The organism is Cupriavidus lacunae, from assembly GCF_003353055.1.
In the GTDB taxonomy this organism is placed as follows: Bacteria; Pseudomonadota; Gammaproteobacteria; order Burkholderiales; family Burkholderiaceae; genus Cupriavidus; species Cupriavidus lacunae.
Genome location: NZ_QKWJ01000068.1, coordinates 1 through 22,385, shown reverse-complemented (window position 1 = coordinate 22,385; position 22,385 = coordinate 1). Strand labels below are relative to the sequence as shown.

General features: G+C 67.7%; 23 protein-coding genes and 1 pseudogene. 14 read left to right on the top strand and 10 right to left on the bottom strand.

The window, feature by feature from the left end:
• Positions 1–70: 70 nt before the first annotated feature.
• Both DN412_RS32590 and dbpA read left to right on the top strand, forming a co-directional pair.
• The gene (locus DN412_RS32590) at positions 71–979 is read left to right on the top strand and encodes a DUF72 domain-containing protein (RefSeq protein WP_115215344.1); all 909 of its coding nucleotides are present in this window, start codon (positions 71–73) and stop codon (positions 977–979) included.
• Positions 980–1,012: 33 nt separating this feature from the next.
• Complete coding sequence (dbpA, locus tag DN412_RS32585) at positions 1,013–2,422, top strand: ATP-dependent RNA helicase DbpA (protein WP_115215343.1); 1,410 nt, start codon at positions 1,013–1,015, stop codon at positions 2,420–2,422.
• Between the two features lie 32 nt (positions 2,423–2,454).
• Here the strand turns inward: dbpA and DN412_RS32580 are convergent, their stop codons facing one another.
• On the bottom strand, positions 2,455–3,570 hold the full coding sequence (locus DN412_RS32580) for a DUF2855 family protein (RefSeq protein ID WP_115215342.1): 1,116 nt from the start codon (positions 3,568–3,570) through the stop codon (positions 2,455–2,457).
• 65 nt (positions 3,571–3,635) lie between these two features.
• On the opposite strand from DN412_RS32580, the gene DN412_RS44880 reads away from it, so the two are divergent.
• The 3 genes from DN412_RS44880 to DN412_RS32570 all read left to right on the top strand — a co-directional run bounded on the left by DN412_RS44880 (position 3,636) and on the right by DN412_RS32570 (position 4,949).
• On the top strand, positions 3,636–4,046 hold the full coding sequence (locus DN412_RS44880; protein WP_244222874.1) for a TetR/AcrR family transcriptional regulator: 411 nt from the start codon (positions 3,636–3,638) through the stop codon (positions 4,044–4,046).
• Positions 3,982–4,353 carry a hypothetical protein gene (locus tag DN412_RS44875; protein WP_244222873.1) on the top strand — a complete coding sequence of 124 codons (372 nt, stop codon included), beginning with the start codon at positions 3,982–3,984 and terminating at the stop codon, positions 4,351–4,353. Before DN412_RS44880 ends, DN412_RS44875 begins: the two co-directional genes overlap by 65 nt.
• 155 nt (positions 4,354–4,508) lie before the next feature.
• Positions 4,509–4,949: a CBS domain-containing protein gene (locus tag DN412_RS32570; protein ID WP_115215341.1), complete on the top strand. Its 441-nt coding sequence runs from the start codon at positions 4,509–4,511 to the stop codon at positions 4,947–4,949.
• Positions 4,950–5,021: 72 nt separating this feature from the next.
• Here the strand turns inward: DN412_RS32570 and DN412_RS32565 are convergent, their stop codons facing one another.
• Positions 5,022–6,062, bottom strand: coding sequence for an aromatic ring-hydroxylating oxygenase subunit alpha (locus DN412_RS32565; RefSeq protein WP_115215340.1), 1,041 nt, complete (start codon positions 6,060–6,062; stop codon positions 5,022–5,024).
• A 321-nt stretch (positions 6,063–6,383) separates the two neighbouring features.
• Here DN412_RS32565 and DN412_RS32560 point away from each other — a divergent pair, with 321 nt between their 5' ends.
• Positions 6,384–7,874 carry an MDR family MFS transporter gene (locus DN412_RS32560; RefSeq protein WP_115215366.1) on the top strand — a complete coding sequence of 497 codons (1,491 nt, stop codon included), beginning with the start codon at positions 6,384–6,386 and terminating at the stop codon, positions 7,872–7,874.
• 102 nt (positions 7,875–7,976) lie between these two features.
• Entirely contained in the window at positions 7,977–8,591 is a 615-nt protein-coding gene (locus tag DN412_RS32555; RefSeq protein WP_115215339.1) for a glutathione peroxidase, read from the top strand.
• 28 nt (positions 8,592–8,619) lie between these two features.
• Here DN412_RS32555 and gstA read toward each other — a convergent pair whose 3' ends face one another.
• The 4 genes from gstA to DN412_RS32535 all read right to left on the bottom strand — a co-directional run bounded on the left by gstA (position 8,620) and on the right by DN412_RS32535 (position 12,794).
• Positions 8,620–9,246, bottom strand: a complete 627-nt coding sequence (gene gstA / locus DN412_RS32550; protein WP_115215338.1) for a glutathione transferase GstA — start codon at positions 9,244–9,246, stop codon at positions 8,620–8,622.
• A gap of 150 nt (positions 9,247–9,396) precedes the next feature.
• Positions 9,397–10,125 (bottom strand): maleate cis-trans isomerase family protein, encoded by a 729-nt coding sequence (locus DN412_RS32545; RefSeq protein ID WP_115215337.1) that lies wholly within the window; start codon positions 10,123–10,125, stop codon positions 9,397–9,399.
• A 70-nt stretch (positions 10,126–10,195) separates the two neighbouring features.
• The gene (locus DN412_RS32540; RefSeq protein ID WP_115215336.1) at positions 10,196–11,392 is read right to left on the bottom strand and encodes a serine hydrolase domain-containing protein; all 1,197 of its coding nucleotides are present in this window, start codon (positions 11,390–11,392) and stop codon (positions 10,196–10,198) included.
• A 103-nt stretch (positions 11,393–11,495) separates the two neighbouring features.
• Positions 11,496–12,794 (bottom strand): MFS transporter, encoded by a 1,299-nt coding sequence (locus DN412_RS32535; RefSeq protein ID WP_115215335.1) that lies wholly within the window; start codon positions 12,792–12,794, stop codon positions 11,496–11,498.
• Positions 12,795–13,026: 232 nt separating this feature from the next.
• Between DN412_RS32535 and DN412_RS32530 the strand changes: the two genes are divergently transcribed.
• From DN412_RS32530 to DN412_RS32520, 3 genes are all read left to right on the top strand, one after another.
• A complete protein-coding gene (locus DN412_RS32530) occupies positions 13,027–13,701 on the top strand; it encodes a GntR family transcriptional regulator (RefSeq protein WP_115215334.1) in 675 nt (224 codons plus the stop codon).
• Positions 13,702–13,737: 36 nt separating this feature from the next.
• Entirely contained in the window at positions 13,738–14,586 is an 849-nt protein-coding gene (locus DN412_RS32525; RefSeq protein ID WP_115215333.1) for a fumarylacetoacetate hydrolase family protein, read from the top strand.
• Positions 14,587–14,855: 269 nt separating this feature from the next.
• On the top strand, positions 14,856–16,103 hold the full coding sequence (locus DN412_RS32520; RefSeq protein WP_115215332.1) for a M20 aminoacylase family protein: 1,248 nt from the start codon (positions 14,856–14,858) through the stop codon (positions 16,101–16,103).
• Between the two features lie 19 nt (positions 16,104–16,122).
• On the opposite strand, the gene DN412_RS32515 is transcribed toward DN412_RS32520, so the two are convergent.
• Positions 16,123–17,001 (bottom strand): AraC family transcriptional regulator, encoded by an 879-nt coding sequence (locus tag DN412_RS32515; RefSeq protein ID WP_208647701.1) that lies wholly within the window; start codon positions 16,999–17,001, stop codon positions 16,123–16,125.
• Between the two features lie 127 nt (positions 17,002–17,128).
• Between DN412_RS32515 and DN412_RS32510 the strand changes: the two genes are divergently transcribed.
• Entirely contained in the window at positions 17,129–18,364 is a 1,236-nt protein-coding gene (locus DN412_RS32510; protein WP_244222871.1) for an MFS transporter, read from the top strand.
• Positions 18,365–18,367: 3 nt separating this feature from the next.
• Here DN412_RS32510 and DN412_RS32505 read toward each other — a convergent pair whose 3' ends face one another.
• Complete coding sequence (locus DN412_RS32505; RefSeq protein WP_115215363.1) at positions 18,368–18,919, bottom strand: MarR family winged helix-turn-helix transcriptional regulator; 552 nt, start codon at positions 18,917–18,919, stop codon at positions 18,368–18,370.
• Positions 18,920–19,023: 104 nt separating this feature from the next.
• Here DN412_RS32505 and DN412_RS32500 point away from each other — a divergent pair, with 104 nt between their 5' ends.
• The 3 genes from DN412_RS32500 to DN412_RS32490 all read left to right on the top strand — a co-directional run bounded on the left by DN412_RS32500 (position 19,024) and on the right by DN412_RS32490 (position 21,376).
• A complete protein-coding gene (locus tag DN412_RS32500; protein ID WP_115215331.1) occupies positions 19,024–19,932 on the top strand; it encodes an EamA family transporter in 909 nt (302 codons plus the stop codon).
• Between the two features lie 46 nt (positions 19,933–19,978).
• A complete protein-coding gene (locus DN412_RS32495) occupies positions 19,979–20,287 on the top strand; it encodes a hypothetical protein (protein ID WP_115215330.1) in 309 nt (102 codons plus the stop codon).
• Between the two features lie 102 nt (positions 20,288–20,389).
• On the top strand, positions 20,390–21,376 hold the full coding sequence (locus tag DN412_RS32490; RefSeq protein ID WP_115215329.1) for a Bug family tripartite tricarboxylate transporter substrate binding protein: 987 nt from the start codon (positions 20,390–20,392) through the stop codon (positions 21,374–21,376).
• A gap of 26 nt (positions 21,377–21,402) precedes the next feature.
• Here DN412_RS32490 and DN412_RS32485 read toward each other — a convergent pair whose 3' ends face one another.
• Both DN412_RS32485 and DN412_RS44175 read right to left on the bottom strand, forming a co-directional pair.
• Positions 21,403–22,083, bottom strand: coding sequence for a response regulator transcription factor (locus DN412_RS32485; protein WP_115215328.1), 681 nt, complete (start codon positions 22,081–22,083; stop codon positions 21,403–21,405).
• Positions 22,084–22,268: 185 nt separating this feature from the next.
• Positions 22,269–22,385: pseudogene (locus DN412_RS44175) on the bottom strand (IS630 family transposase); the annotation flags it as partial.

Sequence of the window (22,385 nt, the reverse complement as noted above, 5' to 3'; positions counted from 1 at the left end):
TTGCCACGCCGCCACCGCTTGGCCCGGTTTCCCGCTAGACTGCCAGTCTCGCGTTTCGGGAGATCGCGCCATGGCAGCACGCACCGCGGCGAAGGCCGCATCCACGCCTGCAGCAACGTCCGAGGCCACGCCCAAGCCCAAGGCCAGGTCGCGTACGGCCGCCGCACCAGCGGATCTGGTGCGTGTTGGCATCGGTGGCTGGAATTTTGCCGCGTGGCGCGACAACTTTTATCCCGCCAAACTGCCGCAGTCGCGCGAGCTGGCCTACGCCAGCCGCCACCTCAGCGCGATCGAGATCAACAGCACGTATCACGGCACGCAGAAGCGCACCTCGTTCGCCAAATGGCGCGACGAGACGCCGGATGGCTTCGTATTCGCGGTGAAGGCATCGCGCTTTGCCACCAACCGGCGCGTGCTGGCGGAGTCCGGCGAATCGATCGAACGCTTTATCGACAGCGGCATTGCCGAGCTGGGCCGCAAGCTGGGGCCGGTGGTATGGCAGTTCGCGCCGACCAAGCAGTTCGATGCGGAGGACTTCGAGGCCTTCCTGCAGCTGCTGCCGGATTCGGTGGAGGGCGTGAAGCTGCGCCACGTGCTGGAGGTGCGGCACGACAGCTTCCAGTCGCCGGACTACCTGAAGCTTGCGCGCAAGTACAAGGCCGCCACGGTCTTTACGGATTCGCCCAAGTTTCCGTCGATGGCGGACCTGACCGCGGACTTCGTCTATGCACGGCTGATGGCCAGCAGCGAGAAGCTGAAGACCGGCTATGCGCCCAAGGCGCTCGATGCGTGGGCCGAACGGGCGCGCACCTGGGCACAGGGGCACGGGCCGGCTGACCTGCCCACCGTGGAAGACCGCAAGCCCGCCGCGCGCAAGCGCGAGGTCTTTGTCTTCTTTATCAACGGCGCCAAGGAACGCGCGCCCGCCGCGGCGCAGGCGCTGCTGGACCGTCTGGGCTGGACGCCGGCCGATGAGTGACGGATCGACAATCACGGATCGCTATAATCGCGCATGAACTCGACCCCCGCCCAGCCGCAAGCCGGCACCGCTTTTTCCGCCCTGCCGCTCTCGCCCACCATGCTCGCCACGCTGGCGCAGCTTGGCTATGACGAAATGACGCCGATCCAGGCGGCCAGCCTGCCGATCACATTGGCGGGCCAGGACCTGGTGGCGCAGGCCAAGACCGGCAGCGGCAAGACCGCCGCCTTCGGGCTGGCGCTGCTGCACCGGCTCGATCCGCGCCGCTTCGACGTGCAGTCGATGGTGCTGTGCCCCACGCGCGAACTGGCCGACCAGGTCACGCAGGAGATCCGCCGCCTGGCGCGCGCGGAAGAAAACATCAAGGTGCTGACGCTGTGCGGCGGCTCGCCGATGCGCCCGCAGGTCGACAGCCTGATCCATGGCGCGCATATCGTGGTGGGCACGCCCGGCCGCATCCTGGATCACATTGACCGCGGCAGCCTGGACCTGTCCGGCATCAACACCCTGGTGCTGGACGAGGCCGACCGCATGCTCGACATGGGCTTCTTCGACGACATCGCCTATGTGGCCAGCCGCTGCCCGAAGGAACGGCAGACGCTGCTGTTCTCCGCCACGTATCCGCCCGGCATCGACAAGCTCAGCCATCGCTTCCTGCGTAATCCGCAGTCGCTCAAGCTGGAGGCTACGCACGACAACAGCACCATCCGCCAGCGCTTCTATGAGGTCGAGGAAGGCGAGCGCCTGAACGCGGTGGGGCGCCTGCTGGACCACTTCCGGCCGGTCAGCACGCTGGCCTTCTGCAATACCAAGGCGCGCTGCCGCGAGCTGGTGGAACTGCTGCGCGCGCAGGGCTACCAGGCGCTGGCGCTGCACGGCGAGCTGGAGCAGCGTGAGCGTGACCAGGTGCTGGTGCAGTTTGCCAACCGCAGCTGCTCGGTGCTGGTGGCCACCGACGTGGCCGCGCGCGGGCTGGATATCGCCCAGCTCGAGGCCGTGATCAACGTCGAGATCACGCCCGACCCCGAGGTGCACGTGCACCGCATCGGCCGCACCGGCCGCGCCGACCAGGAAGGCTGGGCCTTCAGCCTGGTCAGCATGGACGAGATGGGCCGCGTGGGCAACCTGGAACAGCACCATGGCGGCGAGTTCGAATGGCACGCGCTGGCCGACCTGAGGCCCGCCAGCAATGAACGGCTGCTGCCGCCGATGTTGACCCTGCAGATGCTGGGCGGCCGCAAGGAGAAGATCCGCCCCGGCGATATCCTGGGCGCGCTGACCGGAGACGCGGGCTTCACCAAGGAGCAGATCGGCAAGATCAACGTGCTGGAAATGTCGACCTATATCGCGGTGGAGCGCAGCATCGGGCGCGAGGCGGTGAAGCGGCTCAATGCCGGCAAGGTCAAGGGCAAGAAGGTGAAGGTGCGGATGCTGACTGAGTGAGACACGGGCCCCAAGCGGGGCCCGTTCTGCTTTTACCCCACCACCACCACATACCCCTCCTGCGGCGCCCCGCTTCCCGCCGCCAGCCGCGCGATCCGTGCCTGCGCGGCTTCGAATCCCCGTTCCTCCACCAGCGCCAGCCAGCCATTGGCCGGATCGCGCGCATGCTCGATAAAGCGGCGCTGCGCGGCATTGAAGCGCCGGTTCACTTCCTGCGGCCCCCAGTCGGCATTGCGCTTGCGGATCTGCACCGGGGCGAAATAGAACTCGGGCCTGGGCCCGGGCAGATGCAGGTCGCGCAGGAAGCCGGTGTTCTGCGCCGAGCCCGCAAAGCAGTCATACACCAGGCTGTCGCCGAAATGCGCATGGATGCGCGCACGCAGCGATTCATCGCCGGAGAAGTCGACGTAGAGCGTGGGCTCGCCGACCGGCATCGACTCCAGTTCGTCGTAGGTGACGGTGCTGTCGTAGCAGCCCAGCGCTTGGACAAAGTCGCGGTTGCGGCCTGAGGTCAGCGCGGTCAGCGTGATGCCGTCGATGTCGCGCAGGCAGAAGGCGGTGCCGTAGGCGGTCTTGCTGGAGGCGCTGGACACCACTAGCCGGCTTGCGCCGAAGAAGCGGTTGTCCTCAAGGAAGTCGGCCAGCATGAACGAAGTGATGAACAGCGGCCGGTACAGCATCTGGTAGTGCTCCAGTTCCGGCGCATAGGCGGCGTCGTTCTGCACGCGGGTGTACTGGTTGTAGGCCGAGGTCAGTCTGGCGCGGTGCGCTGCCGCATCGTAGAAGCCGCGCGCGGTGACGCGCTCGGGCTGCATGCGCAGATGGCTGGTGATGGGGAAGTAGCCGTAGAAGCGCTCGCCTGGCACGATGCCGTCGACAGCGGAGCCCACCACATCGGCAAAGCCCCACACCGGCATATGGCCCCACTGCGGCCGGCCGGTGGGAAAGAAGTCCCAGTACTGCATGGCGTCGCCGAAGGCGGCGTAGGTGATGTTGTTGGTGGTCAGGGCAAAGCGGTCCAGGCGCAGCAGGACCTCGCCGGGCGCGGCGCCGGCGGGCTCGTGCGCGGCTTCCAGACGGCTTTCGTTTAGGGCATCCTTGCGGCTGAACAGCCGCGTGATGGCAAGGGTCGGTTCCGTTGCTGCCATGTCTTCTCCTGGTTCGCGGCCCGTCCGCCCGGCGTGCAATGTCCGCCATGACTTCCGTGAGGCCGATGCCAAGAATCTATCGCCGCGGCGCCGCCGCCGGGTTCGGAAACGAAGCGCCCGCCGCCAGCGGCCTGAAACCGCCCGCCTCGCCGCGCAGCAAGCCGCTCAAGCGCCCGTCGCAGCAGCGTGCGCACTTTACCGTCAACACCATCTACGATGCTTTTGTTCGGATCTGGCGCCGCGACGGCTGGGACGGCTTGACCACGCGCGCCGTGGCGCTGGAGGCGGGGTTCTCGGTGGGTACGCTGTATGAGTACTTCCCCAGCAAGGAAGCGCTGGCATCAGGCTATGTGCGCCACACCGTCGAGACCATGCTGGCGCGCATCGACGCCGAGGTCACGCAACAGGCCAATGCCGACTGGCGCACGCACGCGCGTGCGGCGGCTGGTGGCCATTGCCTGCGGCGCGGACGATGAGGCCACGGGCATCGTCTTCGATGCCGACATCATCGGGCTGGAGCCCCGCATCGCCGAGCCCAAGCACCACCGGCGCGTGTTCGAGGAGTTCTGCGAGGCGTGGCGCCGGGCCTTGTGCGCCTGCCCCGACTTGCCCACCGTTCCGGATGCCGCCAGGGTGCAGGCGCTGGTGCTGGCGGTCTGGGGCGCGCGCCGCTACCGGCTGTTGCTGCAGGGCGCGGCGCTGGAGCCGGCACCATGGGTGTCCGAAATGCAGGCGCTATGCCTGGCGGCACTTGAGGGAAAAGGTGCCGGTCCGCAGACCTGACGCCATGGCTGCCATGCTTGCGTCACAGCATTGCTTACAAAGATTAGCGTAAGTCACCCTGTAAGGGCGGGCGATCCTTTGCTACTCTGATTGCATTGGCGCCGAATGCCGGCACCGCCAGCCGTATTGTATTGTCGACGGAAAAGGAGTTGGTGATGAAAACCGCACGCCAGGTTCTGGAGTCCAAGCCGAGTCAGTCCATTTACAGCATCCCGCCCACGGCGACCGTCTACGCCGCGCTGCAGTTGATGGCCGAAAAGGGCATCGGCGCGCTGCTGGTGATCGAGCATGGCGAAATCAAGGGGATCCTGAGCGAGCGCGACTATGCGCGCAAGGTGATCCTGATGCAGCGCACTTCGCGCGAGACGCTGGTGCGCGACATCATGACCAACGCGGTGATCTACGTCAGCGCCACCCAGACCACCGATGAATGCATGGCCTTGATGACCCGGCACCGGCTGCGCCACCTGCCGGTGATGGAAGGCGACGCGCTGATCGGCATGCTGTCAATCGGTGACCTGGTGAAGGACATCATCTCCGAGCAGCAGTTCATCATCGAGCAGCTTGAGCACTACATCACGGGGGGCAGGCACTAGCCCTGTTGTGTTCCGGGGCCAGGCCGCATGGGATGCGCCCGCCCCGCCCACTATCCCGCACGCGGCCGCCGGCTAGTCCAGCGTGCCGAACCTCACCCCATGCGCCGCCAGGTAGCGGCGGTACGCGCCTGCCAGCTTGTCGGCCGGTTGCGGCACTTCCACGCCGGTGCGCAACGGCAGCCGCCGCGGCTGCTGCGATTCCACGATCGGCTTGTCCTGCAGGAAGATGGTGTCCTGGAACGCGCGCAGGCTGGCGTCGTCGTCCTCGGTCACCAGTGACATCACGAACCAGACGCGGCTGGATTCGTCGTCCCTCGGGTTGATGAACAGCGCGATGGCGCCGCGATGGTTGTCGCCAAGGTCGGGCACCTTGGTCAGGATCGCGGTATAGGGCGCCACCACCCGGTATTCATACTCGACCATGGCCCCGCCGGCGGCGCTGGCGTGCGCGCGCGGCTGCCAGGCGCGGCAGCCGATGGTGCGCAGCGCGTCGGGCTTGCGCGCGTCGCCGACGGCTTCGACTTCATAGGGCGGCACCTCGGTGTGCTCCGGGTCGCCCAGGTAGCCGTCGTGGACGTAGCTGAAGTGCGCCATGTCGAGAAAGTTTTCCACCAGCCGCGGCGCCGAGGTGGCAACGTCGTAGGGGCCGCAGACCACATGGCGGCATTCGGCGTCGGCATATTCGGGGAAAGGCGGCAGTCCGGGCACGGCATCGGTGCCGTCGCCGCCAAGGCGTACCCACAGCAGTCCGTAGCCCTCGCGCACCGCATGCGTGGTGGCGCAGGCGCGCGGCGCGGGCACCAGTTCGGGGTGGGCGGGGTAGCGCGTGCAGCGCCCGCCTGACTCAAAGCGCCAGCCGTGGTAGCCGCAATGCAGCAGGCCGTCGCGCACGGCGCCCAGCGTGAAGGCCGCGCCGCGGTGCGGGCAGCGGTCGTCCCAGGCGTGCCAGCCGTCGGCGTTGCGCCACAGCACCAGCGCGCGGCCGAAGAGGCGGGCGGCGAAGGGGCCGTCGCCCTGGGCCTGTTCGATGGCCAGCACGGGGTGCCACTGGCCCAGTTCGGGCCCGGCCGCGCCGGCGGCCTGACGTGTTTCTTGTCGTGGGGTCTCGGTCATGACGGGATCTTACCTTCGATAGCGGTGATGTGATCTTTCATAGACTGCAGCGCCATGTGGCATCACGCAAGTGATGTGCCAGGCATCAGCGTTGCCAGCACGATATTCGCTGGCCGCATATAATTATGCGTTCGCTGAATTAGGCCAACCGCGACGGCGTCACGCCCCGATCACGCGGCTCCCGGCCGATATTCCCTGCATTTGATGTTGATTTAACCGCACATTGCTGCGGTTTCGTGCTTGCCCATGTCCTCCCCCTCCTCTGCCGCATCCGCCTCGGACACCATGCCGGCCCTGCCCGCCCACGACCATCGCGCCGTCATGCGGGTGATTGGCGGCATCGTGCTGTGCATTCTGCTGGCCGCGCTCGACCAGACCGTGGTGATCCCGGCCGTGCCGGCCATCGCCAATGACCTGAACGGCTTCGGCCACCTGTCGTGGATCGTGACGGCGTACCTGATCGTGTCGACCGTGACCACGCCGCTGTACGGCAAGCTCTCCGACAGCTTCGGGCGCCGCCGCCTGCTGATGGTGGCGATCACGCTGTTTATCGGCGCGTCGGTGGCGTGCGCGCTGGCGCAGACGCTGGGGCAGCTGATCCTGTTCCGCGCGCTGCAGGGCGTGGGCGGCGGCGGGCTGATGTCGCTGGCGCAGGCGGCTATTGCCGATGTGGTGGCGCCGCGCCAGCGCGGGCGCTATCAGGGCTACCTGGCCACGGTGTGGGCGGTGGCGTCGATCGCCGGGCCGCTGGTGGGCGGCTGGGTCTCCGACCATCTGTCGTGGCGCTGGCTGTTCTGGGTCAACGTGCCGCTGGGCCTGCTGGCAATGTTTATGTGCTACCGCGGCCTGGCCATCCTGCCCACGCGCGGCGGGCGTGCGCGCGTGGACTGGCTGGGGGCGCTGCTGCTGGCGGTGGCCATCGTCGCCTTCCTGCTGGCGATGAGCTGGGGCGGCGACGTCTACGACTGGCTCTCGCCGGAGCTGGGCGCCCTGCTGCTGGCCACCGCGGCCGCGGTGCTGCTGCTGGCCTGGCAGGAGCGCCGCGCCGCGGACCCGATGCTGCCGCCGCGCCTGTTCGCCAACCGCGCCTATGTGATGGGCGTGGCCGCGTCGGCACTGGCCGCGCTCGATATCTTCCTGTGCATCTTCGCCCTGCCCCTGTACTTCCAGCTGGTGCGCGGCGTCGATGCGTCGACCTCGGGCCTGCTGGTGATGCCGTTCCTGCTGGCCAACGTGGCTGGCAATTTCATCGTGGCGTGGCTGGCGCCGCGGGTGGGCCGCATGCGCGGCATCCTGACGGCGGGGTATATCGCCGGCGCGCTGGGGCTGATCATCCTGGCACTGATGACCCCGATGGTGCCGCTGGCCGTGGTGCTGGTGGCGATGGCGCTGGCCGGCGTGGGCCTGGGCATCACCATCGTGGCCACGCTGATGAGCGTGCAGAACGCGCTGGAGCGCCGCGATACCGGCGCCGGCACGGGTGCGCTGCTAGTGCTGCGCTCGCTCGGCAGCGCGCTGGGCGGCGCAGTGGCCGGCACGCTGCTGACGCTGGAATTCCGCCACGCGCTGACGGCCTCGGGCGTCACGCAGACGCTGGACCTGGGCGCGCTGCGCCATGGCAGCGAGGCCTTCTCGCAACTGTCGCCATCGGTGCGCGCGGTGCTGGCGGGCGGCGTGGAGTCGGGCTTCCACCTGATCTTTGCCATGGGCGCGGCAGCGGCCGTGCTGGCGCTGCTGATCGTGCGCTGCATGCCGGACCTGGAGCTGCGCAGCAGCGTCACCGAACACGCCGCCACGCTGGCCATGGACTGACCGACTGACGTGGCGCCGCATCCGGCGGGCCGTTATCGGCCTAAACTACGCATACTCTACGCGTACCCGATACAGCGAGCCGACCACCGGAGCCCCGTCGCCATGATCCGTCGTTCCCTGCTTTCCAGCCTGGCTGCCGCCCTGACCTTTGCGGCGGCCAGCACCGCCCTGCTGCCGGCGCCGGCGCGCGCCGCCGACAAGCCCGCGGCGGCCCCAGCCGCCACCGCGGGCGCATGCCCTGCCTCGCTCAACTTCACCTTCCCGCGCCTGCAGGACGATGCGCCGCAGAACCTGTGCCAGTACGCCGGCAAGGTGGTGCTGGTGGTCAACACCGCCAGCTATTGCGGCTTCACGCCGCAGTACGAAGGGCTGGAAGCGCTGTACGCCAGGTATGGCGCGCGCGGCCTGGTGGTGCTGGGCTTCCCGTCCAATGACTTCTCGCAGGAACCCGGGTCTCAGAAAGAGATCGCGGACTTCTGCTACAACACCTACGGCGTCAAGTTCCCGATGCTCGGCAAGTCGCATGTGCGGGGCAGCGATGCCAACCCCATGTACACGCTGCTGGCCAGGCAGACCGGCACCACGCCGAAGTGGAATTTCTACAAGTACCTGATCGGCCGCGATGGCAAGGTGGTGGCCAGCTATGGCAGCCGCACCACGCCGGACGACAAGGAACTGCTGGCGAAGATCGAATCGCTTCTGGGCGCGCAGCGCTGAGCGAGCGATTCTCTGCGCGCGGCTGGATTCAGTCGCGTACCAGCCCTTCGGCCCGCATCGCTTCCTGCACCGCCGGGCGCGCGGCAATGCGCGACAAGTACTGCTGCAGCGCCGGGTAGTCGTTGAGCGGCAGCTTCAGGATGCGGGCCCAGCCGACGATGGTGAAGCAGTACGCATCCGCCACCGTGAAGGTGTCGCCGGTCAGGTACTGGCGGGTTTGCAGGTGCTGGTCGAGTTCGGCAAAGCGCCGGTGCAGCCTGGCCTTGCATTCGTCCTGCGTGCTCTGTGCGGTTTCCTTGTGCCACAGCCACGGGCTGAAGACCTTGTGCAATTCCGTGGAAACCAGCGTGATCCAGCCGGTGGCTTCGAGCCGTTCGCGGGTGCCGTCAGCCGGCAGCAGCGCGCGCTCGGGCACCAGGTCGGCGATGTATTGCAGCAGCGATGCCACCTCGGTATGGCGCGAGCCGTCGTCGAGCTGCAGCAGCGGCACGTAGCCGCGCGGATTGATGGTGTAGTAGTCGTCGGTGCCGTGTTCGGGCACGGCCAGCTTGTGGTGGTGCAGGTCGACCCTGGCCAGCGTGACCGGCAGGCCGGCTTCGCGCAGGGCGATATGAACGGCCATCGAGCAGACGCCCGGAGTGTAGTAGAGCTTCATTGCGATCCTGTGGTGGTTGCCTGGCCGCCACGCCATGCGGCGGCCGTGCAGGCAGTCTAGGATCGCCCCCCTTATGCAGCAATGCGCGTCCTTGCGGACGCGCATTGCAGATCTGCATAGGGTGCTGGCGCGTCGCGCCGGCTTATTCCCTTATTCCACTTCGCGGAACAGGCGGCCCCAGCCGCGCAGCTCGCGCGTATCCACGCCACACAGGCGCAGCGACTTCCACACCACCGTGGAGATGGTGTCGTACAACGGAATGCCGGTTTCCGCTTCCAGTTCTTCAGCCAGGTGCGCGGCGCGCAGGTTGGTGCAGAACGTGGTGATGGCCTGCGGCTTGTGCTGGGCCAGGCCGCGCACCATGTCGCGGATGGTGTCTGCCTCGACCTCGGCGAAGCTGTAGTTCACGTGCAGGTCCAGGTGGCTCTCGGCCACGCAGTGAAAGCCGCTGCGCTCGTAGTTGGCGATGATGCGCTGCTGCACGTCGTCCAGGTAGGGCGTGGCCAGGCCGAAGTTGCGCGCGCCGGTCTTTTCCAGGATCTCGTTGAGCGCCAGCACCGAAGTGGTGGCCGGGATGCCGGTGGCTTCGGTGATCTGCTTGCACAGCGCTTCATCCTTGTCGAAGCCGAGCCAGCCGGAAGACGTGCCGTTCCAGGCAATGACATCGACGCGCGCATCGGCCAGCAGGCTGGCGGCGGCCAGGATCTTGTTCAGGTTGAACTGGCCCAGCGCCTGGTCGCGCAGCGAGATCTCGGTCACGGTGAAGCGCGAGAAATGCGCGCTGACATTGGGCAGGCCGCTGACCATGGCGCTGGTAATGGGTTCGAGCGCCGTGTTGGAAGACGGGGTCAGCATGCCGAGGCGGATTTGCTTGGTCATATCAGTCGTTCTCAGGGGTTGGGGTGGGCGCCGTCTGTTGCGGTAAGGGCGAAGACGGCGCCTCTGGGGTTCATTGTTCGGGTTTGTCGTTGAAGGCGAGGGCGGTGCCGGGCACGCCCTGGCTGGCACGCGCCAGCGCCAGTTCCTTCTGCAACGCGGCCTGCCGCGCGGCATCGGGCCTGACGGTGTTGCCGGCCTGCAGCGCGGGCAGCACGTATTCATTCACCATGCGCCGGTACAGGTCAAGGTACGCCGCATCACGCAGGCCGCCTTGCGTGGACATGATGCTGTTCATCACGATCACCGCATTCTGCTTCGGCAGCACGGTGATGAACTGGCCCTTGTAGCCCATGGCGCTGAACTCGCGCTCGCTCTGCACGATGTTGTTGATCCAGCAGTAGAAGCCATAGTCCCGGGCCGGGCCGGCGGCCGTGGTCATGCGCGCGACCCACGAGGCCGGCACGATCTGCCGGCCGTTCCAGCGGCCCTGGTCCAGCATCAGCATGCCGAGCTTGGCCATGTCGATGGAGCGCAGGCGCAGGCCCCAGCCGCCCGATACCGCGCCCTTGCCGTCGGCGCCGTCCCAGCGGTAGTGGCTCATGCCGAGCGGGCCGAACAGGCGCGCCTTCGCATACTGGTCTTCGGGCTGCCCGGCGGCTTGCGTGATGGCGGCGCCAACCAGCACGGGATTGACGTCGATGTAGTCGAACTCGGCGCCGGCCTTGGTGCGAACCGCGGCGCTGGCCGCCACGCGCAGCCGGTCCGGCACGCCGTAGTAGAGCGTGTCGGTGCCTTCCACCAGCTTGTACGACAGGCCGCTGGACATCGACATCAGGTGGCGCAGCTGGATCGCCTGCTTGTCTGCCAGCGCGCCGGCCAGGTCGGGGCGTGCGGCAGCCAGGCGCGGCGCGGGCGCGTCTTCGGCGCTCAGCTTGCCATCGCCGACCAGCGTGCCGACCAGCAGGGCGCTGATGAACTTGGTGACGGAATACAGCTCGTGGTTGTAGTCGCGCGCCAGGCCGTCGCCGTAGCGCTCGAACACCAGCTTGCCGTCCTTGATGACGAGCAGGCTGCGCACGTCGAGCTTGTCGCGGCGGATCCATTCGGACAGCGCGACGAGCCTGGCCGAATCGACGCCGACGGCTTCGGGTTGTGCCGTCGGCAGTCCGTCACCGGCGGGTGCCGATGGCGCGGCTGGCGCGGCGTGCGCCTGCGCTGCGCCCAGCAAAAGCAGGGCGGCAGCGAGCATACGTGGGAAGCGGGTCATGACATGTCTCCTCCACCGCTGTGCCGGCAGCAGCCGGCGCAGCGTGCGTGGTTTGCCTTGCATGAGGCAATATCAATGAAAGTGCTGTCGGGGCGGGAGCGGATCAGACCGGGATCTTGGTCTCGTAGTCGATCGCGGTGGAAGCGAACAACAAACCCACGCCGGCGGCCGCGAAGAACATCAGCGCCAGGAAGTAGGAACCCGTGGCCTGCACGATCAGGCCGACGATGATGGGCACGCTGATGCCGGCGATATTGCCGCCCAGGTTCATCAGGCCGCCCAGGAAGCCAATCTTGTTGCGGGTGGCCAGCATCGACGGCACGGACCAGAACAGGCCGCACCAGCGCAGAAAGAAGAGGGTGGAGGAGAGCAGCGCCACCACGGCCACGGCGTTGGTGACATAGGCCACCGAAAAGATCGACACGGTGGCGACCACGGCCGCAATGCCGAACAGCGTGCGCATCACCACGTTGGGGCGGCCGCCGGCTTCCTTCCACTTGTCGGCGATCCAGCCGCCGACGAGTTCGCCGACGAAGCCGCTCATGAAGATGATGAAGCTCGCGCCGCCCATCGTCTTGAGGTCAAAGCCGCGGGCCTTGCTCAGGTAGGTCGGCATCCAGGTGAGCAGGCCGTAGAAGACGGCGTTGAAGCACATCCAGCTGATGGCCATGCACCACACCGAACGGTACTTGAAGAAGTCGAGCGAACGGCCGGACAGGTTGGTCGGCTCGGCGCTGTACTCGCGTGCATGCGCTTCCTCGATGTGGCGCGCTTCGAGTTCATTGACGCCGCTGTGTTCGCGCGGCGAATTGCGGATGTACCACCAGGCCACGAAGCCGGCGAGCACGGTGCCGACGCCGGCTACCACGAACGACATGCGCCACGAGCCGAGTTCACTGATCAGCCCGGCAATGATGAGAGAACCGAGGGCCGCGCCCAGCGGCGCGCCGCCGTCAAGCAGCGTGGCGCCGCGACCGCGTTCGTTCGGTGTCATCCAGATGGCGTTGAGCTTGCCGCCGGCCGGGTAGATCGGCGCTTCGGAGGCGCCCAGCCCAAGCCGGGTGAGCAGCAGCGAGGTGGCGTTGGTGCAGACCGCCGCGATCGCCTGGAAGAAGCCCCAGAACACGGTGGCGCAGGCAATCACGATGCGCGGCTTGTACTTGTCAGCCAGCATGCCGCCCGGGATCTGCATGAATGCGTAAGTCCAGAAGAAGGAACTGAGGATCAGCCCCTGCATGGCGGGGCTGAGATCGAACTCCTTGGCGATCAGTGGCATGGCCACCGATAGCGATGCGCGGTCAATGTAATTGATCGCGACGAGCAACAGCATCATCAAAAAAATCTTCCAGCGTACGGAGGACTTGCCCTCCGTCATCACTGTCGCCCGGCTTGTCGTCTGCATGACGGCGTCTCCTGTTTTAGTCCTTGGGTGAGGCAGTTCTGTTGGCGTGTTGCGCAACAGGCCGGAGTATAGGATACGTAATCTGTAATTACAACTTCTGTAAGTCATTGATTTTACTGTGTCGCGGATGCACAATTTGAGTGTGTGGTAGCCTTGTCTTGGTGCATTTCCCATTCTGGTGACGTCTGTGACACAAACGCTTTCCCAAACCACGCGCCTGCGCACGCTCGGCATGTCGGCTGAAATCGCCGCGCGGCTGCGTACCATGATCGAAGAGGGCGAACTGCCGCCCGGCGCGCGGATCGATGAACGGGCCTTCTGCGAGACCTTCGATGTCTCCAAGACGCCGCTGCGCGAGGCGCTGAAGGTGCTGGTGTCCGAGGGGCTGGTGCTGCACCGGCAGTACATCGGCTACCGCGTGGCGCCGCTGGACCTGGAAGAACTGCGCGCCACCTTCGAGACCCTGCACGGGCTGGAGGCCCTGGCGGGTGAACTGGCCGCGCAGCGCCTGGGCACGGCGGACATGACGAAGCTGGAGCGGCGCCACCAGGCCATGATCGACGCGCATGCCGCGGGCCGGCGCACCGACTATTTCCGCATCAACCAGGAAATCCACCAGCTGATCATCGACGGCGCCGCCAATCCGGTGCTGGCTGGCGTCTATGCCACGCTGATGAGCAAGGTGCACCGCGCGCGCGGCGCGGCCAATGCCGATACCATCCGCTGGCAGGAGTCGCATGAGGAACACGAGGCCATCATGGCCGCGCTGCGCGAGCCCGGCCGGCCACACCTGGCGCAGGTGCTGCGTGCCCACTCCGAGAACACGGCCAGGGAAGTCCTGAGCGTGGTGGCGCAGACGCTGGCTGAAGCCAATGGGCGCGGGGCCGCCTTCAAGCAATCCGCCTGAACATTCCCCTGAAGACGCAACGACACAACGACGACGATGAAACTGGTTCGAGTAGGCAACCCCGGCGACGAGCGCCCGGGCATGATCGATGCGGCAGGCCGCGTGCGCGACCTGTCCGGCGTGGTGAGTGATTTCGGCGCGGCGCAGCTAGCGCCTGCGGCGCTTGCGCGGCTGGCGCAGGTCGATCCGGCGACGCTGCCTGTCATGGAAGGCGCGCGTTTTGGCGTGCCCTGGACGGGTATCGGCAAGATCGTCGCGATCGGCCTGAACTACGCCGATCACGCCGCCGAGGCCGGCATGCCGCTGCCGGCCGAGCCGATCGTGTTCCTGAAGGCCAACAGCTCGCTGAACGGTCCCAACGACGCGGTGATGCTGCCGTTCGGCTCGCAGAAGACGGACTGGGAAGTGGAACTGGGCGTGGTCATCGGCACCACCGCGCGCAATGTCTCGCGCGAAGCGGCGCTGGACCACGTGGCCGGCTACTGCGTGGTCAACGACGTGTCGGAGCGCGAGTTCCAGATCGAGCGCGGCGGCACCTGGGACAAGGGCAAGGGCTGCGACACCTTCTGCCCGGCCGGCCCCTGGCTGGTGACGCGCGACGAAGTGCCGGACCCGCAGGCGCTGGGGCTGTGGCTGGAGGTCAATGGCGAGCGCGTGCAGAAGGGCAGCACCGCCACCATGGTCTTCGACGTGGCCACCGTGGTCAGCTATGTCAGCCGCTTCATGACGCTGCTGCCAGGCGACCTGATCGCGACCGGCACGCCGCCGGGCGTGGGCATGGGCTTCAAGCCGCCGCGCTTCCTGAAGGCCGGCGACACCATGCGCCTGGGCGTGGACGGGCTGGGCGAGCAGACGCAGCAGGTGGTGGCATACGGCGAGCGCTGAGGGCAGGGCGCCGGCACGCGTTGTCTTTGCCGTGACGCGGGCCGGTGTCCATGCGCAGGCGGAAGAAACGTCGCCTCGGATGGTTCCCCACCGATACGCTTTCACACAAAGCGTTGGGTTTCCATACAAAGCGTACGATTAGGGCAACAGTTCCGGCGCTGAAACGGCCCGGATTACATGGTTTTACAGGAAATCGCACGCTTGGCGTTTCGCTCGCGTTTTCTGCGTGAAATACTGGTTATACAGGTTTCGCCAGAGAGCAAAACATCATGTCTGAGCACGCCCCCGAAATCGAGTCTTATCTCGGCACCGCCCTCACGGCGTCCCCCGCGTCGCCACTCAGGCACCGGTATTGCGCGCTGGCTGACACGCTGGACAGCCGCGCTGAACTCGAAGCCATCCGGCGCAATATCCACCAGCATCCCGAACTAGCCTTCGACGAGGTCCGTACCTCGGGCCTGGTCGCGAGCCTGCTGGAAGCGTGGGGCTATACGGTCACGCGCGGCGTGGGTGGCACAGGGGTCGTGGGGACCTTGCGCTGCGGGGACAGCGGCCACAGCGTGGGCATCCGCGCCGACATGGACGCCTTGCCGATCCTCGAACGCACCGAACTGCCTTACGCCAGCGTCAATGCCGGCCGCATGCACGCCTGCGGCCACGACGGCCATACCGCGATCCTGCTCGGCGCGGCAAAACAGTTGGCGCGCACGCGCAACTTCAACGGCACCGTGCACCTGATCTTCCAGCCGGCCGAGGAAATCGGCGCCGGCGGCGGCGCCGAGCGCATGCTGGCCGACGGGCTGTTCGAGCGCTTTCCGTGCGATGCGATCTTCGGGCTGCACAACCATCCGGGCGTGGAGCAGGGCCATTTCCTGTTCCGCTCGGGCCCGTTCATGGCAGCGTGCGACACGGTCACCATCACCATCCGCGGCAAGGGCGGCCACGCCGCGCGCCCGCACCAGTCGGTAGACCCCATCCTGGTGGCCGGCAGCCTGGTGATGGCGCTGCAGTCGGTGGTGTCGCGCTATATCGACCCGAACGAGACCGCGGTGGTGACGATCGGCACGCTGCACGCCGGCCATGCCCCCAATGTGATCCCGGACAACGCGCGCATGGAGATCAGCGTGCGCTCGTTCAGCCCCGAGGTGCGCGCCTTGCTGGAGCACCGTATCCGCCAGCTTGCCACGTCGCACGCCGAAGGCTATGGCGCGGTGGCCGAGATCGACTACGTGCGCGGCTATCCGGTGCTGGTCAACAGCGAGCGCGAGACCGAGTTCGCGCGCCAGGTGGCCGAGGAACTGGTCGGCGCCGGCAAGGTGGTGGACCAGGCCGCGCGCATCGCCGGCAGCGAGGACTTCGCCTACTTCCTGCAGCAGCGCCCGGGCTGCTTCGTGCGGCTGGGCAACGGCGCCAACCAGCCGCTGCTGCATAACGCCGGCTACGACTTCAACGACGAGAACCTGACCGTGGGCGCGGCCTACTGGACGCGGCTGGTCGAGCGCTACCTGGGCGCCTGAGCCTCTGTGCCCAGGCCGTCTAGCGGAAGAACGCGCTCGGCGGCACGCCGAACTGCCGCCTGAACATGGTCGCGAACGCGCTCGGGCTGTCGTAGCCCAGGTCCAGCGCCACATCCACCACCTTGCTGCCGGCGGCCAGCTTTTCCAGCGCCGCCAGCAGGCGCGCCTGCTGGCGCCATTGCCCGAAGGTCATCCCGGTTTCGCGCGCAAAGCGGCGCTGGATGGTCTTGGGGTCCACGCCGAGACGTTCCCCCCAGTCCGCCAGCGTCAGCGCCGTATCGGGCGCGCCGGTGATGGCATCGCAGATCTGCCGCAGGCTGTCGTCGGCCGGGCGCGGGAGGTGCAGCGGCAGCGACGGCACCAGCATCACCTCATCGAGCAACAGCCGCATCAGCCGCGCGTCGCGGGTGTCGGGGGCGTAGGGCAGGGGGATGTCCACTGCAGCCAGGATCAGCTCGCGCAGCAGCGCAGAGATGCCCAGCACGGTGCAGCGCTGCGGCAGGTCGGGGGCGGCATCGGGGCGGATATAGGCGGTGCGCATCTGCACCCGGCCAACCATGCGGATCCAGTGCGTGGTGCCGCCCGGCATCCACATGCCGCGCGTGGGCGGCACGATCCACTGGCCTTCGGCGGTAGCCACCACCATCACGCCATGCACCGCGTGGATCAGTTGCGCGTGCGGATGCTGGTGCCGATTGGTCACGTGGCCGGGCAGGTAGTCGGCGGCCATCGCGGTGACGGGCAGCGGGCTGCGGTCGAAGCGGACGTAGGCCGGAGGATCGGCGTAGGTGTCGCCCAGCGCCAGCGTTTCTGGCGTGGGGGCGGGGGGCGCATGTCGTGCGCCGGGCCGGCGGCGGCCCGAGCCGGATGCGGAAAGGGGGCGAGTGGCGCGCGGCATGTCCTTTTCTCCAAGGTTGCGGACCTATTCTCGCAGGACAGGCGCCGGGGCGCCAGCTAGCATCGGTGCTCAGATCCTTCCAGGCCGGCGCCCCCGCCGGCCGCTTTCCGTTTGTCGAGAGCCGCCAATGAGCACAACCATCGACTCCGCGCCGACCGGCGCAGCCTCCGCTTCACCGTCCCCGCAAGCCGAACGCACCGGTTTCCGCGTGCTGTCGGCGATCAGTTTCGCCCACTTTCTCAACGACATGATCCAGTCGTTGATCCTGGCGATCTATCCGATGCTCAAGGGGGGCTTCAACCTGAGCTTCACCCAGATCGGCCTGCTGACCATGACCTACCAGGTCACGGCGTCGCTGCTGCAGCCGGTGGTGGGCCTGTACACCGACAGGCATCCCAAGCCACATTCGCTGGCCATCGCCATGGCGTTCACGCTGGCGGGTTTGCTCTTGCTGTCGGTGGCGCCCAGCTACGGCGTGCTGCTGGTGGCCGCGGCGCTGGTCGGCACGGGCTCGTCGATCTTCCACCCGGAGTCGTCGCGCGTGGCGCGCATGGCCTCGGGCGGGCAGCACGGGCTGGCGCAATCGATCTTCCAGGTGGGCGGCAATGGCGGCAGCGCCATGGGACCGCTGCTGGCCGCGCTGATCGTGCACCAGCAGGCCAGCCTGGCGTGGTTCTCGCTGGCGGCACTGGTGGGCATCGTGGTGCTGTGGCGCATCGGCGGCTGGTACTCGCGCCAGCTGGCGCAGGGCGCGCGCAAGCGCAAGGCCGCCGGCGCGGCCGCCAGCCCGGCGCCCACGCGCGTGGTGGTGCGGGCAATGGTGGTGCTGATGGTGCTGGTGTTCTCCAAGTACTTCTACATGGCCAGCCTGACCTCGTACTACACCTTCTACCTGATGGAGCGCTTCGGGCTGGCGCGCCAGGACGCGCAACTGCACCTGTTCATGTTCCTGGCCGCGGTCGCGGCGGGCACCATCCTGGGCGGCCCGATCGGCGACCGCATCGGCCGCAAGCGCGTGATCTGGGCCTCGATCCTGGGCGTGGCGCCGTTCACGCTGGTGTTGCCGCACGTGGGCCTGTTCTGGACCACGGTGCTGACCTTCATCATCGGCTTTATCCTGGCCTCGGCGTTCTCGGCGATCCTGGTGTTCGCGCAGGAGCTGATCCCCGGCAAGGTGGGCATGGTGTCGGGCCTGTTCTTCGGCTTTGCCTTCGGCATGGGCGGCATCGGCGCCGCGGTGCTGGGTGGCATGGCGGATACGCACGGCATCCGCGCGGTGTACGAGTACTGCGCCTACCTGCCGCTGCTGGGCCTGCTGACGGTGTTCCTGCCGGACCTGCGCGAGCGCGCGCAACGGGCCTGACGCTCAGGCCTTTTCAGTGTCTTCGCCGCCACCGCCCGGTGGCGGCTCGAACATGCGCAGCCAGCGGCGCAGCAGCGCGGCCAGTTGCGCGCGCTCGGTCGCGGTCAGGTCGGCCAGCAGGCGGTGTTCGTTGGCCACGTGCAGTTCCAGCGCGCGGTCGACGCGCTCGCGTCCGGCCTCGGTCAACTCCACCAGCAGCCCGCGCCGGTCTTCCGGATTGGGCTGGCGCCGCACCAGCCCGGCCCGCTCCAGGTGGTCGAGCCGGTTGGTCATGGTGCCCGAGGTGATCATCAGCGAGCCGATCAGCGCGCCCGGCGACAGCACATAGGGCGGCCCGGTGCGCCGCAGCGTCGCCAGCACATCGAACTCCCACGGCTGCAGGCCGGTTTCCCCAAGCGCGGCTTCAATGGCCCGGGCGGTATGGCGGTTGAGCCGTCCCAGCCGGCCGATCACGCCCATCGGCGAGGCATCCAGGTCCGGGCGCTCACGCGCCCATTGCGCGAGAATGCCGTCGACATGGTCAGGCGTGTCTTCGGGTTTGCGGCGGGCAGTCATCAGGGGCAGGCGTGCGGACACGCGAATGGCGGAACACAGAAGTATCTTGACATCAAACAATCCGCTTCGTAAAGTGGATTTATCTTGATATCAAGAAACTTGAAATGAAGACGAATACCTCTGCACCAGCGCCTGCCGGCGTGACACTGAGGGACATCCTGCTGACGGGACTTGCCCCGGCCATCTGGGGCAGCACCTACCTGGTCACCAGCCAGTGGCTGCCGCCGGGGCAGCCGCTCTTGTCGGGCGTGATCCGGGCGCTGCCGGCCGGGCTGGCGCTGCTCGCCTTCGGCCGGCAACTGCCGCGCGGCAGCTGGTGGTGGCGTGCGGCGGTGCTGGGCGTGCTCAATATCGGCTTCTTCCAGGCCATGCTGTTTATCGCCGCGTACCGGCTGCCGGGCGGTGTGGCGGCCACGGTCGGCGCGATCCAGCCGCTGATCGTGGTGGTGCTGGCATGGGCCTGGCTGGGGGCACGACCGCGGCCGGCTGCCTGGCTGGCCGGCGTGGGCGGGCTGCTGGGGGTGGCGCTGCTGGTGCTGGGTCCGGCCGCGCGGCTCGACGCCGTCGGCGTGGCGGCCGCCGCCGCCGGGGCGGTATCGATGGCGGCGGGCACGGTGCTGACGCGGCACTGGCGCCCGCCAGTCTCGCCGCTGGTGCTGACCGCATGGCAATTGTGCGCGGGCGGGCTGTTCCTGCTGTCGTTCGCCCTGGCGCTGGAACCGCTGCCGGGGCATTTCACGCCGGCCAACTGGCTTGGCTATGCCTGGCTGAGCATTATCGGCGCCGGCTTCAGCTATGCGCTGTGGTTCCGCGGGGTGGGGCGCATGCCGTCGTCGGCGGTGGCGGCGCTGGGGCTGCTGAGCCCGGTCAGCGCCACGGTGCTCGGCTTCCTGGTGCTGGATCAGGCACTGACGGCGATGCAGGCCGCCGGCGCGCTGCTGGTGCTGGGCAGCGTGTGGCTGGGCCAGCGCGCGGCGGCGCCGCCCGCGGTGACGCGCACGCAGCCTGCCTGATTTCATCCACGAAGGCTGCTGCTGCGCCGCGGAGTTTTGCGGCATCATGGCGGGCATGAAGTCTGACGTGCCCCCGCTACAGCCGACGATGCCACCCGCCCCAGCCCCTTCCGCCACACCGGCCATGCCGCCCTGCGAGCGCTGCCTGGCGCTGGCCGACGACCCGCGCCGCCGCGAACCGCCGGCCTGCCTGGCGCTGCGCGGCACGGCACCGGTGGTCAGGCAGAGTGCCGCCGGCGTGCCGTACAGCATGCTTTCCTTTTCCTGCCGCGACTGCGGCACGGCATGGCGGCTCTATGACCGTGCCAACGAGCTCTTTGTCTCGTGGGTGCCGGAACGGCCGCTGGAGCGCTGAGCGCGCACCCCGATCGGCTAACATAGCGGCTGCTCCGCGCCGGTCCGGCATCTTGGTGCCGCGCCGGGCGCCCTCCTGTCGAATCTCTCCCGCTTTTCCATCATGGCCTTCCCCTTCCGCTCGTCCCTGCTGGCCGCAGTCTGCGTCACCAGTGGCGTCGCCGCCGCACTGCCCGCCGCCGCTGCCGATGCCTATCCCAGCCGCCCGATCCGCCTGATCGTCGCTTACCCGACCGGCGGCATCAGCGACACCGTGGCGCGCGCGCTTGGCGAGCGCCTGACGGCGCAGATGGGTACCTCGGTGGTGGTCGAGAACAAGGCTGGCGCAGGCGGCAGCATCGGCATCGATGCCGTCGCCAAGGCCGCGCCGGACGGCTATACGCTGGGTTTTGCCGCTACCAGCCCGCTGACGCTCAATCCGTATGTGGGCCGCGTCAACTACGATCCGCAGAAGGACGTGGCGCCGGTGATGAGCGTGATGTATTCCCCGGTGCTGGTGGTTGCCACTTCTGGCTTCACCGGCAAGGGCTTTGCCGATGTGATCGGCCAGGCCAGCGCCAAACCGGGTTCGGTGCGCTGGGCCACCTCGGGCCTGGGCACCGTCGGCCATGTGGTGCTGGAACAGATCAAGCAGAAGTCGAAGGCCGATATCACGCTGATCCCGTACAAGGGCGCGGGCCAGCAGATGAACGACGCGCTCGGCGGCCAGTTCGAGGTAATGAGCACCAACGCGAGCCCGGTGCTGACCCAGCATATGCAGTCCGGCCGCCTGCGCGCGCTGGCGGTGGGCGCGCCCAGGCGCCTGGAGAACATGCCCTCGGTGCCGACGCTGGCCGAGCTGGGCTACCCCAAGGCCAACCTGACCTCGACGTTTGGCATCTTCGCGCCGGGCAAGACGCCTGCGGCCATCATCAACCGGTTGAACGCCGAGCTGAACAAGGCGCTGGCCGAGCCGGAAGTCCATGAGCGCCTGCTCAAGGGCGGCGAGGTGCCGACCGGCGGCACGCCGGCGCAGTTTGTCAAGGCCATCCGCGAAGAGTCCGCGGAGAACGCCCGCATCGTCAAGGAAGCCGGCATCAAGGTCGACTGACGCCGGCGACGAAACCGGCGGCAGCGCTATGCCGCATCCAGGCGGCTGCCCAGCCCATATACCGCCGACAGCCGCACCCCGTTGTGCGGCCACAGCGCCAGCTTGGTGCGCACGCGCGACAGATGGCTGTCCACCGTGCGCGAGGCCGGGTCCATGTGATAGCGCCAGACCTGGTCGACCATGGCCTGGCGCAGCACCAGCGAACCCAGGTTGCGGAACAGCAGCACCGCCAGGTCGAATTCCTTGGGGGCCAGCAGCACCGGCTTGCCCTGGACCCACACCCGCCGCTCGGCGGTGGCAAAGCGGAACGGGCCGTGCTCCAGGTCGCAGTCCGTGCCGGCTGGCCGGGCGCGGCGCAGCAGCGCCAGCACGCGCGCGGCAAGCTCCGCCGTGCGCAGCGGCTTGGGCACGTAGCTGTCGGCGCCCTGCGCGAAGCAGGCCGCGACAAAGCCGTCTTCGTTCGACGTGCCGGTGAGCATCACCGGCATCTCGTTGCCCAGCGTGCGGCGCACCCACGCCAGCACTTCCAGTGCCGGGATCCCCGGCGTGTCGCAATCCAGCATCAGCAGATCGAACGACCTGCCGCGCAGCGCGCCGATCATGGTGCGCCCGCTGAGGTAGCGCGTGCACTGGTGGCCGTTCAGGCGCAGGGTCTGTTCGATGCTGACGGCGAGGGTCGGGTCCGCCTGCAACGCGGCGATCTTCACGAGAGTGGCTCCTGCGCGGGCGCACCGGAATGCGCCGATGGATGGACAGAGCTTGGGCGCCGCAGGCCCGCTCGGCCCGCAGCGAAGCCCATGGTAGGAGCGGCCCGCTGAGGCGAGAAGTAAAAGATTGTTGAAAGTCGAGATTGAGCGCTTTCCTATTCGTGCAGCCTGCAACACGGTCTTACTCAGCAGTCGGAAATATAGGCGACAGATGGAGCGTCGAAGAATGAACGGACAAGACGCGGCTTATTCTGGACGTCGGCGAGTTGCTCCTCGATCCGCTCGCGTAGCCTCTCGCCCTT

What these genes read in the sequence shown, in the direction of transcription:
- DN412_RS32590 (WP_115215344.1), top strand. Translation starts at nt 71, where the DNA reads ATGGCAGCACGCACCGCGGCGAAGGCCGCATCCACGCCTGCAGCAACG.
- dbpA (WP_115215343.1), top strand. Translation starts at nt 1,013, where the DNA reads ATGAACTCGACCCCCGCCCAGCCGCAAGCCGGCACCGCTTTTTCCGCC.
- DN412_RS32580 (WP_115215342.1), bottom strand. Translation starts at nt 3,570, where the DNA reads ATGGCAGCAACGGAACCGACCCTTGCCATCACGCGGCTGTTCAGCCGC.
- DN412_RS44880 (WP_244222874.1), top strand. Translation starts at nt 3,636, where the DNA reads ATGCCAAGAATCTATCGCCGCGGCGCCGCCGCCGGGTTCGGAAACGAA.
- DN412_RS44875 (WP_244222873.1), top strand. Translation starts at nt 3,982, where the DNA reads ATGCCGACTGGCGCACGCACGCGCGTGCGGCGGCTGGTGGCCATTGCC.
- DN412_RS32570 (WP_115215341.1), top strand. Translation starts at nt 4,509, where the DNA reads ATGAAAACCGCACGCCAGGTTCTGGAGTCCAAGCCGAGTCAGTCCATT.
- DN412_RS32565 (WP_115215340.1), bottom strand. Translation starts at nt 6,062, where the DNA reads ATGACCGAGACCCCACGACAAGAAACACGTCAGGCCGCCGGCGCGGCC.
- DN412_RS32560 (WP_115215366.1), top strand. Translation starts at nt 6,384, where the DNA reads ATGCGGGTGATTGGCGGCATCGTGCTGTGCATTCTGCTGGCCGCGCTC.
- DN412_RS32555 (WP_115215339.1), top strand. Translation starts at nt 7,977, where the DNA reads ATGATCCGTCGTTCCCTGCTTTCCAGCCTGGCTGCCGCCCTGACCTTT.
- gstA (WP_115215338.1), bottom strand. Translation starts at nt 9,246, where the DNA reads ATGAAGCTCTACTACACTCCGGGCGTCTGCTCGATGGCCGTTCATATC.
- DN412_RS32545 (WP_115215337.1), bottom strand. Translation starts at nt 10,125, where the DNA reads ATGACCAAGCAAATCCGCCTCGGCATGCTGACCCCGTCTTCCAACACG.
- DN412_RS32540 (WP_115215336.1), bottom strand. Translation starts at nt 11,392, where the DNA reads ATGACCCGCTTCCCACGTATGCTCGCTGCCGCCCTGCTTTTGCTGGGC.
- DN412_RS32535 (WP_115215335.1), bottom strand. Translation starts at nt 12,794, where the DNA reads ATGCAGACGACAAGCCGGGCGACAGTGATGACGGAGGGCAAGTCCTCC.
- DN412_RS32530 (WP_115215334.1), top strand. Translation starts at nt 13,027, where the DNA reads ATGTCGGCTGAAATCGCCGCGCGGCTGCGTACCATGATCGAAGAGGGC.
- DN412_RS32525 (WP_115215333.1), top strand. Translation starts at nt 13,738, where the DNA reads ATGAAACTGGTTCGAGTAGGCAACCCCGGCGACGAGCGCCCGGGCATG.
- DN412_RS32520 (WP_115215332.1), top strand. Translation starts at nt 14,856, where the DNA reads ATGTCTGAGCACGCCCCCGAAATCGAGTCTTATCTCGGCACCGCCCTC.
- DN412_RS32515 (WP_208647701.1), bottom strand. Translation starts at nt 17,001, where the DNA reads ATGCCGCGCGCCACTCGCCCCCTTTCCGCATCCGGCTCGGGCCGCCGC.
- DN412_RS32510 (WP_244222871.1), top strand. Translation starts at nt 17,129, where the DNA reads ATGAGCACAACCATCGACTCCGCGCCGACCGGCGCAGCCTCCGCTTCA.
- DN412_RS32505 (WP_115215363.1), bottom strand. Translation starts at nt 18,919, where the DNA reads ATGACTGCCCGCCGCAAACCCGAAGACACGCCTGACCATGTCGACGGC.
- DN412_RS32500 (WP_115215331.1), top strand. Translation starts at nt 19,024, where the DNA reads ATGAAGACGAATACCTCTGCACCAGCGCCTGCCGGCGTGACACTGAGG.
- DN412_RS32495 (WP_115215330.1), top strand. Translation starts at nt 19,979, where the DNA reads ATGGCGGGCATGAAGTCTGACGTGCCCCCGCTACAGCCGACGATGCCA.
- DN412_RS32490 (WP_115215329.1), top strand. Translation starts at nt 20,390, where the DNA reads ATGGCCTTCCCCTTCCGCTCGTCCCTGCTGGCCGCAGTCTGCGTCACC.